We start from the raw sequence: 16,031 nt of genomic DNA, 5'->3' as shown, positions 1-16,031 counted from the left end.
CGTTTCGCGGGTGCGCGGCATCTGAGACGTTGCTGAGATCTTGTGGACAATCTCGCGCGCGCCAGCGAGCAAGGCGCACACCGCTTTAGACTCGTAGCAGCTCGCCGTGCGCGGCGGGGCAGGGGTCCGGCGATCGTCGAGGTGAGGTTGATGGGTACAGAGGTAGATCCGGCAGGGCAGGACGTGATGGCCGAGCATCCCGAGCTGGACGTGCTGCCGGTGTGGCCGCAGGAAACCATCGCGGTACTGGTCACCACCGATCCCGCGCCGCACGCGATTCCCGTTTCGTGGCCGGTGCGCGCGGGTGACCGGCGGATTCTCATCAGTTTGAAGTCCGATCGCGGGTCGCTGGCACGGTTGCGGGCGCGGCCGGAGGTGGCGTTGCTGATCCTGGGCGGCGGCAATGTGGCGTTGTGCGCGCGCGGGCGGGCGAAAGTCGTCGCCGAGCAGATGCCGGGGGCCGAGGACTACACCGCGGTGCAGCTGGACGTCGACGTGATCGACGACCATCGGCAGTCCGCGTTCGCCGTCGACCGTGGCATCCAGCGCACGGTCCTCGACGACTCCGAATTGCGGGCGCTCGAAGGTCGGGTCGAGACCCTGCGAACCTGGGCCGACCACGGACCTGCAGCGTAAGTTCTTCTACGGCACACCATCTGGACAGAAGGGTTCTCATGAGCGTCACACTCGCCAAGGGCGGCAATGTCTCGCTGTCGAAGCAGACCGACAACCTCACCAAGGTGGCGGTCGGTCTCGGCTGGGACGTGCGCACCACCACCGGTGCCGACCACGACCTGGACGCCAGCGCGCTGGCCACCGGCACGAATTTGAAAGTGCTCTCGGATCAGCACTTCATCTTCTACAACAACCTGCGCTCGCCGGAAGGCACCATCGAGCACACCGGTGACAACCTGACCGGCGAGGGCGACGGCGACGACGAGATCATCAACGTCGACCTGGCCGCCACCCCGCCGACGATCACCAACATCTTCTTCCCGGTCTCGATCCACGACGCCCAGGCCCGCGGCCAGTCGTTCGGTCAGATTCGCAACGCCTACATCCGCGTCACCGACGCGAACACCGGCGTCGAGCTGGCCCGCTACGACCTGTCCGAGGACGCGTCCACCGAGACCGCCATGGTCTTCGGCGAGCTGTACCGCCACAACAACGAGTGGAAGTTCCGCGCGGTCGGCCAGGGGTACGCCTCGGGTCTCGCGGGCATCGCTCGTGATTACGGCGTGAATCTCTGACGAACCACGACACAGGCGGGCGACGTGGTGTCGCCCGCCTGTGTCGTGTGTGTCCCTATCTCGACTGGCTGACGGGCACGCGCGGCGGCCGCGCCGTGCTGGCCTGATCGAGCAGCGCGAAGTACTTGCGGAGCATGAGCGCGGCGGTGGTCGCCAGGCCTGCCGTCAGGCCCCACCACACGCCCGCCGCGCCGAGATGCAGCGGGAAGGCGAGCAGCAACGCCGCCGGAAGCCCGACGCCCCAATAGCCGACCAGCGAGAGCCGGAAGCCCGCGGATGTTTCCTTGAGCCCGCGCAGCAGCCCGGTGCCGATGTTCTGGGCGGCGTCGAAGAACTGCAGCACGATGCCGATGAGCAGCAGCGTGTGCGCGATCGCGACCGTGTCGGTATCGGACGCGTCGAGGAACGGCGCCAGCACCAGGTCCGGTGCGAGCACGTAGACGGCACCGGTGACGATCGCGAGCACCGCGGCCATCCGCAGCGCCAGCCAGGCCAGTGCCCTCGCGTGGCTGTACTCGTCACGCGCGACAGCATCGCTGACCAGGATCGACGCGCCATGGGACAGGCCGATCGCCACCTGGAACACGATGTAGATGATCTGGTAGACGACATTGTGCGCGGCGAGCGCGGCGGGCCCGAAACTGCCCATCACCAGCGCGAGTACCGAGAACATGCCCGCTTCCGAACCGTAGGTGAGCGCGATCGGCGTGCCGAGCCGCAACTCCTCGCGCACGGTCGACCAGCGCACCGGCCACGGCGTCGACGGCAGCGTGCGGCCGAGATATTCGTCGTGGCGCACCATCGCCCAGAGCACCCCGAAGGTGATCAGGAAGACCAGCGAGGTCGCGATGCCCACACCCGTCAGGCCCATCGCCGGAATGCCGGCCCAGCCGTGGATGAAGGCCAGCGCGAGCACCACGTTCAACGCCACCGAACCGAGCGTGACCAGCAACAACGCCTGCGGACGCTGCATGCCGACGGTGTACTGCCGCAAGACCTGGAACCACAGGCACGGCAGCAACCCGGGCGCGAGCGCGATCATCATCGGCCGGGCCAGCTCGAGCACCGCCGCATCCTGGCCGAGCCATGGCAATACCCAGCCCAGCCCGACCAGCAGCGCACCACCGAGCAGGCCGGCGATGGTCGCGATCACGAACGCGGCACGCACCACCGCGCGCACTTCGTCGTCGGCCGAACCGCCACGCTTACCGGCCGCACCGAGCGCGCCGGCGATCTGATTCCCGGTGCCGGTGATCAGCCCGACGCACATCGTCCGGATCTGGTTGAACAACACCAGCGCCAGCCCACCCGCGGCGACCTCGCGCACCCCGAGCGTGCCCATCAGCGCGAGATTGGTCGTCGAGACCGCGATCTGCGCCAATTGGGTGAGTGCGATCGGCGTCGCCAGCCTGGCCAGCGCGCCGCCGTCCGCGCGCGCGGCGCTCATCGGCTCGCTCCGGCGTGGCTCTTCCGGTTGACGTTGGCGCTCCGGCTGGCGAAACGGGTAGTGACGTTCACCCGGATGCTCCGGGGCAGACGCTCGGGTGGCGCGCGATCGCGCTCACTCAGACCTCCATCAGTTCGTTGTGGCGCCGCAGCGGTGAATAGCGGCGCAGCAGCGTGGTCACTTCTTCTTCGGCGGCGGGATCGAGCAGGTCGCGGGCGCGCATCCAGTCGTCGTCGAACACGGTGTCGAGATACTTCTCGCCACCATCACACACGATGGTCACCACGGTGGACCCGGCCGGGAACTCCGCGAGCCGCGCCAAGGCATTGTGCACCGAACCGCCCGCTGAACCGCCGATCAACAGTCCGTGTGTCCTGGCGACGGCGCGCGTGGTGGCGAAGGCGTCGACATCGCTGACCTTCACGCCCTCGTCGAGCAGCGAATAGTCGACGGCCGTGCCGATGGTCGCGCCGGGCGGGGTGCCCGTGCCCGACTGCCAGTACGGTCCGCCCTCGCCGCCGAAGGCGATGGAGCCGACCGGCTCGACGCCGATCACCCGGGCGGGCAGACCGAGGTCGCGCAAGCGGGTGGCGGTGCCGAACAGCGAGCCGCCGGTGCCGACCGCCGAGAGCAGGATGTCGACCCGGTCGACCTCGGCCAGCAACTCCTCGGCGACGGCGTAGTAGCCGACGGCGTTGGCGTCGTTGTTGTGCTGTTCGGTGAAGTACGCGTCCTCGCGCGCGGCGGCCATCGCCTCGGCGAGATCTTCTCGTGCCGAGGTGGCCAGTTCGTCGCTGTCGTCATCGGCGACGAACACCAGGTCGGTGCCCATGGCTCGCATCGCGCGCAACTTGTCCTTACAGGCGTGGTTGTCGACCACGGCGGTGAATCGATAGCCACGTTCGGCCGCGACCACCGCCAAGCCGAGTCCGGTGTTGCCGGACGTCGACTCGATGATATGCCCGCCATCGCGCAGCAAACCCCGCTGCTCCGCGTCGAGCACCATCGAACGGGCCATTCTGATCTTGGCGGCGCCGGTGGGATTGAACTGTTCGAGCTTGAGCAGCAGCCGCGTGCCGGTGTCGGTGACGGCGAGTTCGAACAGCGGGGTGCGGCCGATCAGGTCCGTCACGCGCGTGACGAGAGCCATGGGGTGTTCCTCCATCGGATCGATATCTCGGGTGGATCAGCGGGCTGTGCCGTCCAGACTCCAGCGCAGTCGGTCGGCGTCTGCGCGCAGCACTACTTTCGGCGGGAGCGGGAGTTCGTGGAAGCCGGACTCGTTGGAGTCCATCTGGTACCCGGCGGTGTTCGGGTAGACGAGCAGGTCGCCGGTGCGTGCGCGGCGGGGCAGCGGGATGCGCCGTCTGCTCAGCAGGTCGGACTCCAGGCAGGTGGTGGCGCCGACGCAGGTGGGGGTGAGGTGGCCGGTGGTTGGCGGCCACAGCACGGGATCGGGCAGGTATTCACTGTCGAACCACTGTTCGGACAGACTGAGGCTGGTGCCGTCGACGGTGAGGATGTCGTACGGGTTTCCTTGTGTGGTCCGGGTTTTCACGCCTTGGACGCGAAAGACGGAGCTACCGGCGCGATCGAGCAATGCCCGACCCGGCTCGACAGCGAGTCGTATTCCGGCGGCGCGCAACAGTGTCGCGAGATCGTTATGCGCCAGGATCGCCTCGAGCATGGCCGCGCCGGGAACCGGGAAATGGTAGGGGTAGTAGTCGCCGGGCGGGTTGGTGTGAAACCAGTTGTCGCTGAGGGTGTTCTGATACTCAGCCCAGGTCGAGGCGTCGAGATAGTCGACCCCGAACCCGCCACCGATCGAGATCGTGTCCGCCGGATGGCCGTCGGCCCGCGCGCGCCTGCAGTGTCCGACCAACGCGGCCGCTTGCTCGGAGCGGGCGACGGCGTCGTATCCGGAAAGGTGAAAGCTGAAGCCCGACAGTGTGATCGGTGCGCTGATGGCGTGGATCGCCTGTTCGAGTTCCCTGGGATCGAGTCCGAACCGGCTGGTCGAGCCTGCGGGCAGCACCCGCAACAGCACGCGTACCGGCAGATTCAGCGCGGTGAGCCGGTCGAGTTCATCGAGGGCGTCGATCGCCATCAGCGCGCGATGCCGAGCGGCCAGCCACAGCAGATCGTCGGACTTGGCGGGTCCGGTGACCACCAGATCCTCGCCACGCACCCCCTGGGCCATGGCCGCGATCAGCTCGCCGGTACTGGCGACATCGATCCCCGCCCCGTTCTCCGCGCACGCCCGAGCCACACATGCCGCCTTGTTCGCCTTCTTCCCGAAGTAGACGACACCGTCGACACCCGCGTCGGCGAATGCTGACTGAAAAGCGGCGATATTCACCGAAACCCGCTCTGGGAACAACACGTGAAACGGTCCGCCGACCGCCTCGGCGATATCGCTGAGCAGTAATGGATCCGCGAGCAGTCGCCGCTCGATCGGGTCGATGTCAGCCGGCATCGGCGGAGCGCAGTGCTCCGGCACGCTGCCGCTGACGGGCCGACCGGCGGTGGTGTGCTGTGCGGGCACTCGCGCCGACGGGGTGTACAGGTTTGCCGCCGTGTCAGGTGGCGACGCGCTGCCTTCCCCGGTCTGCGCACCCGTCAGTCCCACAACGGCACCTCCGTGCCGCGTCCTTCGGCGATCGCCCTGGCCGCCAACGCGTGCGCGACCGCGATATCGGTGAGGACCAGCCCGCTGTTGTAGACGAAGATCTTCTCGTCCTCGTTGCGGCGGGCCACGGCACTGCGGGTGAGGACCTGCGGGAGTTCGGCATCCACCGAGCGCAGGGTCCCGTCGGGGCCCACCATGTCGGTGCCCGTGAGCGCCATCTGTGCCGCACTGGTGGCGACGACCCGATCGGCTTCGACCAGCGTCGACGGGGCGAGTCCGTAGCCGACCAGCACGGCCACCGAACCCGGTGCCAGATGCGAGGATTCGAGCGCGACCTCGGTACCCGGTCCCGCTGTCGCCAGCACCACATCGGCGGACGCCGCCGCCGCGTACGGGTCGTCGACCACGTCGAGCAGCGCGTGCGGCGCCGCATCGGCCAGTTGCGAGTGCACCGCCGCCAGCCCCTCGGGATGGGTGCCGTACACCATCAGCTTGCGTAACTGCGGGTTCGCGGCGAGCAAGTGCGGCAACGCATTTCGCCCCTGCGTGCCGGTACCGATGAGCAGTACGCTCTCCGCCCCGCGCCGCGCCGTCTCGCGCACCAGCAGCGCCGACACCGCGGGCGTGCGCAACGCGCCGACCCGCGAGCAGTCCATCATCGCGATAGGGGCGCCGGTGGTGTCGTCGTAGAGCGTGATGGTGGTGTAGTACCGCTTGGTGCTGCGGTCGTGGCCGGGATCGAATTTGTAGGAGGTCTTCATCGCCACCACCCGGCGGCGCCCGTCGCGGCCGAGCATGGCGTAGGACACCGACGAGCCGCCGGGGTCGGCGACGCTCAGCTTGCGTGGATTGTCGGACTCGCCCGCCGCGAAGGCGAGATAGGCCTCCTCGACGGCGCGCACCACTTCGGCGGGGCTGATCGGCACGTCGGCCAGATCGCTGCGGGAGAGTACTCGCAGTCCGATGCCGCGGTCACGGTTGTTCAACGGATCCTCGTTCATCTGCAATGCCCCGCTCTGCTGTCCGATCAGCGGTCGCCCGGAACGGCGAGACCACTCGTTGGCCATACCCATTCTCGGACGACTCCTGCGCACGCCGACGGCGTTCGGGCAGCCGGATATTGACGCGTTTGAGCCAGCGGTCGGTGCCGTCGTAGCGCGCGCGGAACGGAACGCGCCCGTGCACGGCCACATCGTTGTCCACCAGCAGGATCTCGCCGGGGGCCAGCGCGGGGGCGTGACTGACCCTGGCGAGTTCGGCGGTGAGCCGGGTGTAGGCGGCGCCGAAGACCTCGTCGGCATCGTCGAGCGGAGTGTAGGCGGGGTCGTAACGTGCTGTGGCAGCGCCGTTCTCGTCGAGCCACAGCGTGGGCAGCGGTGCGAGCCGATCGAAGCCGGTGCCGTAGGAGACATCGGGCAGGATCGGCAGCGTCGGGGTGGTGAGCGTCCGCAGATCCTCGTCGGACAGGCACACCTCGCGCACCGAGGAGACCGTGGTGGCGACCCGGTCGGGGTTGCGCAGGCAGGTCAGCATCAGCAGGTTGGCGCGTTGCGCGTGGAAGGCGTCTTCGGTGTGCGGGCTGAGCAGGGTGGAACTGCTCGCGCCCGACTGCTCGTCCTCGTGGCCCGCGGCGGGCACGATGTTGTTCACCAGCCTGCCGTTCTGCTGTCCCTGCCAGCCGAACGGTTCGCCGACACACCGCGCGAGCAGCAGCATCGTGATGTCCAGTTCGAGCGAGCCGTCGTGCGCCTGCTCGGCCGCGGCCTGCCAGTGCGCCGGTGTCGGACCGAATTCGGCATCGTCGACGGGCAATCCGCGCACCACCGTCGCGCCCGCCGCGGTGGCGGGTGGTCGAACCGCGTGGCGCACGCTGTCGGGAAGTTCGCCGACGCGCTCGGTGATCTGGCCGATCAGCGCCGGGTCGTGCAGGGTGGTCGTATGGGGTGCGTCACCTAAGCGGTGGCGAATATCGGTCGCGAGCGATCGGAGCGCCGCAGCGGCGGCGGGATCGAGCTCGCGGTATTCGATGTCGTGCTGGTGAATCGTCATACGTTCGGAGAGAACGCTTTTCACCGGCTTCCCTTCTTCGCATCAGTCGAACGCGGGTGGTCTTCAGGCTCGATGTGCGAAGGTAGTGCCTACCATCTGATTAGGCAAGACTTACCTAACGTGTCGGCAAGGGAAATAGCCGATCCATATAACGTAGCTTTCTACCCGAGCGGTCGTTGTCAGCGCTGACCGGGGTGTCGCGGGTCGCTGCGGTTCGGTGACGGTCGATGTGAACCTCCCCACTCGGGTTCGGTTTTAGGCTAGCCTCGCCTAGTTTGCGGCGTCGGGAAAGGGGTTTCGGCGCGCGCGGTTCGAGGAGGCAAAACGATGGGTTTCACTCGCAGGCAGCTCTTCCAATCCGGCGTCGGCGTCACCGCGCTACTCCTGGCCGCCGCGTGCACCAGCGATGATCGGTCCGCGACCGCGCAACGCGGTGGCACGCTGCGCGTCGGCGCGCTCGGCACCGCCGCGCGCAGCGAACGAGATCCGCACGCCAACCTCAGCAACGACAGCGACTTTCTCATCACCTCGCTCGTCTACGACGCGCTCACCGTCCCCGGCGCCGATCCGACCGTCGCCCCGCGGCTCGCCTCGAAGTGGGAGCCCAGCGCCGACAACCGGCGCTGGACCTTCACCATCGCCGACGGCGCGACCTTCCACAACGGCGCACCGGTGACCGCCGACGACGTGGTGTGGTCGATGCGGCGCCTGCGCTCGGTCGGTGGCGCGTCGAAGATGCCGGTGGCCGAGAACGATATCGTCGCCGACGGCGCGAATCGCGTCGTTTTCACCGTGCCAGAGCCCAATACCCAACTGCCACTGCTGCTTCGGCTGATGACGTTCACCGTGCCGAAGGGCACCACCGACTTCGCCGCCGCGATCGGCACCGGTCCGTTCCGGCTCGAGTCCTATCAGGGCGGCAATGCCAGGCTGGTGCGCAACGAGCGCTGGCACGGCACGCCGCCGCTGCTCGACGCCATCGAGGTGACGATGTTCGACAGTGTCACCGCACTGGGTAACGCGGCGCTCGGCGGGCAGATCGACCTCGCCTCCAATGTCGGCGCGATCGCCGGGCGCACCGCCGCCGGACGCGGTGACCTGCAGGTCATCCGGCGTGCCAACGACACCATGCTCGGGGTGGCCATGCGTACCGCCGACGGCCCGTTCGCCGATGCCAGGGTGCGCTCGGCGCTGCGCCTCGGTGTCGACCGGACGGCGCTGGTCAACCAGGTGCACTCCGGCTACGGCACCGTCGCCGCGGATGTGCTCGGCACCGCCGACCCGCTCTACGACACCTCGCTGCGCCGCGACCGCGATGTCGAGCGCGCGAAAACCCTGCTGCGCGAAGCGAATTTCGACACCGGCCGCAGCTACCCGTTCGTCACGAAGGCCGAAGTGCCGGGCGAGGTCGAATCGGCGAAGGTGATCGCCACTCAGCTCGCCGAGATCGGTGTCCGGCTCGACGTGCAGGTGGCGGAATCGGCCGCGTTCTACGACCAGACCTGGCTGAACGCGCCGCTGTACACGGTGTCGTGGGGGACCAACGACTCGGTGCTGTTCCTGGCCGACAAGCTGATGACGTCGGGCTCCAACCGCAACGAAACCGCGTTCCGCGACACCGAATTCGACGCCGCTAATGCCAAGGCGCTGGCATCTTCCGGTGACGAGTACACCCGGGCTACCCGTGACCTGCAGCGCATCGAGTTCGAGCGGGGCGGCTATCTGGTGTGGGGCATGGCCGACGGTATCGACATCGCCGCGTCGACGGTGCGTGATCTGCCGACCCTCGGTGGGTTCGCGCGCGTTCAGCTGGAACGCGCCTGGCTGGCGTGACGGCGATGAAAACCTTTGCCGTGCCGATGTTCCGGCGGATCGCGCTCCTGGTGACATTGCTGGCGATCGTGTTCGTCGCGGTGGATCTACTGCCGGGCAACGCGGCCCGTTCGGCGCTCGGTAGGGACGCGGACCCGGCCGCGCTGGCGGCGAAGGAACACGAGCTCGGCCTGGATCGCGCACTGCCGGTGCAGTTCCTGGATTGGATCTCCGGGGTGTTCACCGGAGATTTCGGGCAGACCGCGCGGGGGAATTCGATCGGCGCACTGCTGGCCGACAGGTTCCCGCAGACACTGCTGCTCGGTGGGATCGCGTTGCTGCTCACCATTGTGCTGTCGTTGGCGCTCGGTTGCTGGTGGGCGATGCGCCCGACCGCGGTCGGATCGCGAATCCTGCAGCCGGCCAGCACTGTCGCGGTCGCCGTGCCCGAATTCGTCGGCGGGACCTTGCTGATCCTGGTGTTCTCCCTGGCTACCGGCTGGCTCCCGGCCGTGACCATCACGGGGCGCTCCGGTTTTCCCCTCGGTCCCGAGATGCTGGTGCTGCCGGTGCTGGCGCTGGCTATTCCGCAGATCGGCTGGAACGCCAGAGTCGTACGCTCGGCTCTGCTCGACGTGGCTGCCGCACCACATGTGGAAAGTGCCGTGCTGGACGGGCTCGCGCCCCGCACGATTCTGCTCCGGCACATGCTGCCGTTCGCGGCGCCGACCATCGTCGCCGGCTACGCCACCTCTGTCGGCATGCTGTTCGGCGGCGCGCTGGTGGTCGAGACACTCTTCAACTATCCCGGGGTCGGCGCCGTGCTCGCCGGGTCCGTCGCCGACCGCGACGCCACCATGGTCGTCGCGGTGGTCGCCCTGACGGCGATCGTCATCATGGCGTTGCTCGCGATCGCCGACGTTGTCCGGGCATGGGCGGCAGGGAGCGCGCGATGAACAGGCCGATGTCGACGCCACAGCCTGGTGAACAGGCGTCCAGATCTGGTGTCGCATGGTGGCGGTACCCGGTGGCGGGCGGTGTGGGGCTTTTCGTCCTGCTCGCGGTGGCAGGGCCGCTGTTCGCGCCGTATTCGAGCGACCAGGCTGTCGGGATGCCGTTCGCGCAGCCGGGTGGGGGAGCGCTGCTGGGGACCGATCGGCTCGGGCGGGATGTGCTGAGTCACCTGCTCACCGGCGGCACCCAGCTGCTGGCCGTGTCCGCGGTGATCGCGGTGGCGGTGACCGTGCTGTCGGCCGTCGTCGGCGCGATCGCCGCGGTGCGCCCGCGCGCGGGCAAGGTCATCGAATTGTGCGGCGACCTGGTCATCCTGCTGCCCGCGGTCCTCGGCATCCTGCTCGTGCTCACCGCATGGCCCCAGGGCGGTGTCGCCGCGCTGATCGCGGTATCGCTGCTCTTCGGCGTTCCCTACTGCGCCAGGATCTTCGCGGCCTCCGCCTCGACCATCGCTGCCTCCGGCTACGTCGAAGCCGCAGTCGCCAGCGGAGAATCCCTGTCCCACCTGGTCTTCCGTGAGATCCTTCCGAACCTTCGGGCCGTCTTCACCACTCAGCTCGGCCTTCGCTTCGTCGTCGCCGTCTACCTCGTCAGCACCATCGCCTTCCTTGGTGTCTCGGCGCTCGGCCCGGACAACTGGGCGATCATGGTCCGCGACAACGCCTCCGGGCTCCTCTTGAACCCCTGGGCGGTCCTGGCGCCGAGCGCTGCCATCGCCATCGTGGCGGTCGGAGTGAATCTGGTGGTGACGAGTGGGCCAGGGAAACGCCGGACCCCGAAAACCGCATCGGATGCGCGGGGATGTGGGATCTCCGTGGTGGATTCCGGGGATGCGGCGGTGGTGGACGGGCTCCGCGTTGTCGCCGACAGCGGAGCGGTGTTGCTGGCGCCGTTGTCGTTTCGGTTGAAGTCGGGGACGGTCACCGCGCTCACCGGGGCGTCGGGGGCGGGAAAGTCGACGGCGATGCGTGCGCTGCTCGGGCATCTGCCCGTTGGTGCTCGCGGGCAGGGCGCGGTGCTCGTCGCGGGACATGATGTGTTCGCACTCGACACGGGCGCACTGCGCACGTTCCGCCGCGAACACATCGCCTACGTCGGCCAGGATCCCGGATCCGAGCTCAACCCGCTGCTGCGCGTCCGCGCGGTCCTGGCGGAGGCGGCGCCCGACTCTTCCGATGCTGACCGCCTTGCCGTCCTCGAACAAGTAGGACTCGACGCTACGCATCTGCGCCGCCGCTGCGCCCGCCTCTCCGGTGGTCAGCAGCGCCGTGTCGCCCTGGCTCGAGCCATCCTCCGTCGCCCCCGAATCCTCGTCCTCGACGAACCTCTGGCCGGCCTGCACGGCACGCTTCGCACCGACATCGCCCAGCTGATCTCGGACCTCGCCACCGAGAACTCCACCACCGTCCTGCTTTCCGGGCACGACACCGAGGCGGTCACTGCCATCGCCGACACCGTGATCGAACTTCACCCGCCCAGCGAACGGTCAGTGGGCACTGTCGCAGAGCCTGATATCGGTGACGATCCGTTGGGCGAGGTGCCGGCGGGCCGCAACGGCGACTCCGGAGGTCAGGCCACTGACCTCGCCGCGACCGCATCTGCGATCAACGATCCGTCGAGTTCCGAACAGGCAATTGCCCTGCACGCCATGGGCATCAACGCTGAAGCAGGCGGCCGAGTGGTGCTCGAGGGCGTCGGGTTCAGTCTGCCCGCAGGTGCCGCCCTCGCGGTTGTGGGGCCTTCCGGGGCAGGGAAGACGACCCTCGCGCGGGTGATCGCGGGCTTGCATGCCGACGCGGCCGGGTTGCTGGAGGTAGGTGGTGTCCGGATCCCGGTCGGGCAGAAGCGACGAATCAAGGTCGGCGCCAACGGGATTCAGCTCGTAACACAGAACCCGCGCGCGGCGTTGAACCCGCGGCGCACCGTCGAGCAGACTCTGGCTCGCCCACTCCGTCGCATCGCGCGGGTGCCCAAGCGTGAAACGCCCGCTCGCGTCACCGATCTCCTCGCCGCCGTCGAACTCCCCGCCCACTTCGCCGCGCGCCGACCCCACGAACTCTCCGGCGGACAACGCCAACGAGTAGCCCTCGCCCGCGCTCTCGCGGCCGACCCGGCCGTCCTGATCTGCGACGAGATCACCACCGCCCTCGACACCGCTACCGCCGTCGCCATCATGACCCTGCTTGACCGCCTCCGCGCCGACCGTTGCACCGCGATCATCCTGATCAGCCACGACATGACCCTGGTCCGCGGCCACTGCACCGACCTCCTCGTCCTCGACCACGGCCGAATTGTCGAAACAGGCGCCCCGGCAGCGGTTCTCGCCGCACCATCGCACCAGGCCACCGCCGACCTGTTGGGCTGACACGTCGCGCCGCGCCCGCCGAGCCGCTGGTCGTGTCCCTGCGCCCGGGCGGCTCCGTGTGCTGATCCCCTCCGGCGTGTTGACGCGGCCACACCGGCCGGCGACGGTCTGTAACGGCTACTACCCCACCTCCGACTAAATCGGGTTGTCCTCCAAGCGATTTCAGGAGACGGACCTCGATGATGTACCCACCCCAGCACAGCGAGCTGATGCAGGCGCCCGCCGCACCGCCGTCCGCACCACCTCCGACTGCTGGTTCCACGCGCAGGCGGTGGGTGCTATGGCTCGTGCTCGGTGTCGTTGTCGTCCTCGGTGCGGCTGCCGGGGTGGCGGGGTATGCGCTCACCCGCGCCGAACCACCGGCAATGGCGGTGGGGGACTGCGTGTCCGGTGCTGATGTCCCGGTGGAGTACAGCTGTGCAGACGCGCAGGCGACCTACCGGATCGTCGCGAGGGAGTCGGCGCAGTGGCCGTTCGGGATCCTCTGTATGAAATACGCCGCTGCCACCCGTGCGGTCCTCGACCCGAAGCCGGATGAGTCGAATCCCGCTGCCGCCCTGTGCTTGTCGCCCACCCGCGCCAACACCACCGATCCCGGCTCGCTGCTCGCCGGGGACTGCGTCGACGTGAAGAAGGGCGGCGCGACCATCGTGCGGATGACGTGCGGCGCATCGGCCGCCACCCTCGCCGTCGTCGCCATCGAAATCCACGCGAAGATCCCCGTCACCGACCAAGCCTGCAAAGCCCACGCCTCGACGCGCGACGCCGTTGCCCAGGTTTCGCTCGGCGGTCGCGCGGTCGTCGTGTGCGCCCGGCCCGCCGTGACATCGACCGCGATGACCAGCAGCAAAGTCGGTGATTGCGCCGCTGAAACGACGATGACCCTGGCCCCGTGCGACCAGCCGGGGGTTCGTCATCGAGTGCTGTCGGTGCGAACCCAGCACGTCGAACCGGTATCGCCGCAGTGCCCCGACGACGGCAATGTCAGCGCGGTGGTCGTCAACGGCGGTGGGACGACCGATCTGCGCGTGGTGGTCTGCCTCGGTCCGGCGAATCTCGATCACCTGGGATATGGGAAGCCGGGCGATTGCCTGATCGGGTTCGGCGGCACGGGCGATTCGGCCCCGGTGCTCGTCGATTGTGCCGACCCGGCCGCCAATGCGACGGTGAGCGAGGTTCTCCGGGGCGCGGGCGCGGAATGTCCACGGCCGGTGGGCGCCTCGGGGGCGTTCACCCTGAAGCCCGCGGCGTCCTCAGGATTGGTGGTTTGCTACGTGCCACTCTGAGAAGTGCCTGTGAGATGTGCACAATGCGCGCTGGATCTGGATGATTGAGCAGGTGACAGTGCAGAAAGTCGGCGTGCTCGCCGCAGTCGCGATCAGCGCCCTCTTAGCGGGGTGCAGTTCGCTCGCGTCGATCCCCGGCGACATGCCGCCGGGGCCCGGTGTGCCCCTGCCCATGATCGATGTCGACGCACCCGGCCGCGCCTCCGAGCAGTTGCGCGGCTGGGCCGACGAGCAGTCCGACGCGATCGGCATCCAGCCGGTCGCACTCGAGGCCTACGGGTACGCCGCGGCCGTGCTGGCGAAGTCCAAGCCCGAATGCGGGATCGCCTGGACCACCATCGCCGGTATCGCCAGCGTGGAGAGCGGACACGGCACCCACCGCGGCGCGGGCGTCGACGCCGACGGGACGGTGCGCCCTGGGATCATCGGCGTCGCCCTCGACGGCACCAAGGGCAACGCCGACATCCGCGACACCGACGGCGGCAGCCTCGACGGCGACACCACCTACGACCGCGCCGTCGGCCCGCTGCAGTTCATCCCCGAAACCTGGAAGCGCTGGGGCGTCGACGCCAACGGCGACGGCGTGGCCGACCCACAGAACATCGACGACGCCGCCCTCACCGCCGCCCGCTACCTCTGCACCCGCGGCGGCGACCTGACCTCGGCCGACGGCTGGCAGCGCGCTCTGTTCGCCTACAACCAGTCGAACAAATACATGCATGTGGTGCGCGATCGCGCCGCCATATACAGCATCGGCCGCCGCGTGTAGTTGCGCACGGCCCGGAGTGCCGGTTACTCCACACTCCGCCGAGACGATAGGCTCGACCGCGCACGGCCCTTCCCGTGATACCTACCGTGCCTTCCGTCGTAAGGAGCAGTTTTCGTGGCCATTATCGAACAGGTCGGAGCTCGCGAGATTCTGGATTCGCGCGGCAATCCCACCGTCGAGGTCGAGATCGCCCTCGACGACGGCACCCTGACCAGGGCAGACGTACCTTCCGGTGCGTCCACCGGCGAGCACGAGGCCGTCGAGCTGCGTGACGGCGGCGACCGCTACGGCGGCAAGGGTGTGACCAAGGCCGTCGAGGGCGTCCTCGACGAGATCGCGCCCGCCATCATCGGCCTCGACGCCGTGGAGCAGCGCACCGTCGACCAGGTCCTGCTTGATCTGGACGGCACCCCCGACAAGTCCCGCCTCGGCGCGAACGCCCTGCTCGGTGTGTCGCTGGCCGTGGCCCGTGGTGCCGCCGAGTCCTCGGGCCTCGAGCTGTTCCGCTACCTGGGCGGCCCGAACGCCCACGTGCTTCCGGTGCCCATGATGAACATCCTCAACGGTGGCGCGCATGCCGACACCGGCGTGGACGTGCAGGAATTCATGATCGCCCCGATCGGCGCACCCACCTTCCGCGAGGCGCTGCGCTGGGGCACCGAGGTGTACCACACGCTCAAGGCCGTGCTGAAGGAAAAGGGCCTGGCCACCGGTCTCGGTGACGAGGGCGGCTTCGCTCCCGACGTCGCGGGCACCGTGGAAGCGCTCGACCTGATCAGCGCCGCCATCGAGCGCGCCGGCTACAAGCTCGGTACCGATATCGCGCTGGCTCTCGACGTGGCCGCCACCGAATTCCACACCGAGGGTTCGGGTTACAAGTTCGAGGGCAAGGTCCGCACCGCCGCCGAGATGGGCGAGTTCTACGCGGACCTGCTCACCCGGTACCCGCTGGTCTCCATCGAGGACCCGCTGTCGGAAGACGACTGGGACGGCTGGGTGGCACTCACCGACGCCATCGGTGACAAGGTGCAGCTGGTCGGCGACGACCTGTTCGTCACCAACCCCGAGCGCCTCGAAGAGGGCATCGCCAAGGGCGCCGCGAATGCGCTGCTGGTGAAGGTCAACCAGATCGGCACGCTCACCGAGACCCTCGACGCTGTCGAGCTGGCGCACCGCAACGGGTACAAGACCATGATGTCGCACCGTTCGGGCGAGACCGAGGACACCACCATCGCCGACCTCGCGGTCGCCGTCGGTTCGGGCCAGATCAAGACCGGTGCTCCCGCGCGTTCCGAGCGGGTCGCCAAGTACAACCAGCTGCTGCGCATCGAGGACGCCCTCGGTGATTCGGCACGCTACGCGGGTGACGTGGCCTTCCCGCGTTTCACCGGCGAATTCTGAAGGCAGTAC

At 68.5% G+C, this 16,031-nt stretch carries 13 protein-coding genes; 8 read left to right on the top strand and 5 right to left on the bottom strand.

Features of this window, described 5'->3' with window-relative positions:
• The first annotated feature begins 150 nt into the window (after positions 1-150).
• Both ACQHI0_RS23910 and ACQHI0_RS23905 read left to right on the top strand, forming a co-directional pair.
• Entirely contained in the window at positions 151-636 is a 486-nt protein-coding gene (locus tag ACQHI0_RS23910) for a hypothetical protein (protein ID WP_427904068.1), read from the top strand.
• Positions 637-674: 38 nt separating this feature from the next.
• Positions 675-1,250 (top strand): TerD family protein, encoded by a 576-nt coding sequence (locus ACQHI0_RS23905; RefSeq protein ID WP_301903359.1) that lies wholly within the window; start codon positions 675-677, stop codon positions 1,248-1,250.
• A gap of 55 nt (positions 1,251-1,305) precedes the next feature.
• On the opposite strand, the gene ACQHI0_RS23900 is transcribed toward ACQHI0_RS23905, so the two are convergent.
• From ACQHI0_RS23900 to ACQHI0_RS23880, 5 genes are all read right to left on the bottom strand, one after another.
• Positions 1,306-2,697, bottom strand: coding sequence for an MATE family efflux transporter (locus ACQHI0_RS23900; RefSeq protein ID WP_427904067.1), 1,392 nt, complete (start codon positions 2,695-2,697; stop codon positions 1,306-1,308).
• 118 nt (positions 2,698-2,815) lie between these two features.
• Entirely contained in the window at positions 2,816-3,847 is a 1,032-nt protein-coding gene (locus ACQHI0_RS23895; protein ID WP_427904066.1) for a PLP-dependent cysteine synthase family protein, read from the bottom strand.
• A 36-nt stretch (positions 3,848-3,883) separates the two neighbouring features.
• Positions 3,884-5,173 carry a Y4yA family PLP-dependent enzyme gene (locus ACQHI0_RS23890; RefSeq protein WP_427909276.1) on the bottom strand — a complete coding sequence of 430 codons (1,290 nt, stop codon included), beginning with the start codon at positions 5,171-5,173 and terminating at the stop codon, positions 3,884-3,886.
• 143 nt (positions 5,174-5,316) lie between these two features.
• Positions 5,317-6,327, bottom strand: a complete 1,011-nt coding sequence (locus ACQHI0_RS23885) for an ornithine cyclodeaminase family protein (protein WP_427904065.1) — start codon at positions 6,325-6,327, stop codon at positions 5,317-5,319.
• Entirely contained in the window at positions 6,299-7,375 is a 1,077-nt protein-coding gene (locus ACQHI0_RS23880; RefSeq protein WP_427904064.1) for a TauD/TfdA family dioxygenase, read from the bottom strand. Before ACQHI0_RS23880 ends, ACQHI0_RS23885 begins: the two co-directional genes overlap by 29 nt.
• Positions 7,376-7,702: 327 nt before the next feature.
• On the opposite strand from ACQHI0_RS23880, the gene ACQHI0_RS23875 reads away from it, so the two are divergent.
• The 6 genes from ACQHI0_RS23875 (at position 7,703) to eno (ending at position 16,022) form a co-directional block, all read left to right on the top strand.
• A complete protein-coding gene (locus ACQHI0_RS23875) occupies positions 7,703-9,208 on the top strand; it encodes an ABC transporter substrate-binding protein (RefSeq protein ID WP_427904063.1) in 1,506 nt (501 codons plus the stop codon).
• A 5-nt stretch (positions 9,209-9,213) separates the two neighbouring features.
• Entirely contained in the window at positions 9,214-10,143 is a 930-nt protein-coding gene (locus ACQHI0_RS23870; protein ID WP_427904062.1) for an ABC transporter permease, read from the top strand.
• Complete coding sequence (locus ACQHI0_RS23865) at positions 10,140-12,566, top strand: ATP-binding cassette domain-containing protein (RefSeq protein ID WP_427904061.1); 2,427 nt, start codon at positions 10,140-10,142, stop codon at positions 12,564-12,566. The genes ACQHI0_RS23870 and ACQHI0_RS23865 overlap by 4 nt, the downstream gene beginning before the upstream one ends.
• Positions 12,567-12,745: 179 nt before the next feature.
• Entirely contained in the window at positions 12,746-13,852 is a 1,107-nt protein-coding gene (locus tag ACQHI0_RS23860; protein WP_427904060.1) for an LppU/SCO3897 family protein, read from the top strand.
• 40 nt (positions 13,853-13,892) lie between these two features.
• Complete coding sequence (locus ACQHI0_RS23855) at positions 13,893-14,621, top strand: lytic transglycosylase domain-containing protein (protein WP_427904059.1); 729 nt, start codon at positions 13,893-13,895, stop codon at positions 14,619-14,621.
• Positions 14,622-14,735: 114 nt separating this feature from the next.
• Complete coding sequence (eno, locus tag ACQHI0_RS23850; RefSeq protein WP_427904058.1) at positions 14,736-16,022, top strand: phosphopyruvate hydratase; 1,287 nt, start codon at positions 14,736-14,738, stop codon at positions 16,020-16,022.
• Positions 16,023-16,031: the final 9 nt, after the last annotated feature.

This window comes from Nocardia sp. FBN12, assembly GCF_050320175.1.
In the GTDB taxonomy this organism is placed as follows: domain Bacteria; phylum Actinomycetota; class Actinomycetes; order Mycobacteriales; family Mycobacteriaceae; genus Nocardia.
The sequence above is the reverse complement of the archived record's forward strand: the minus strand, read 5'-3'. Positions and strand labels throughout refer to the sequence as shown.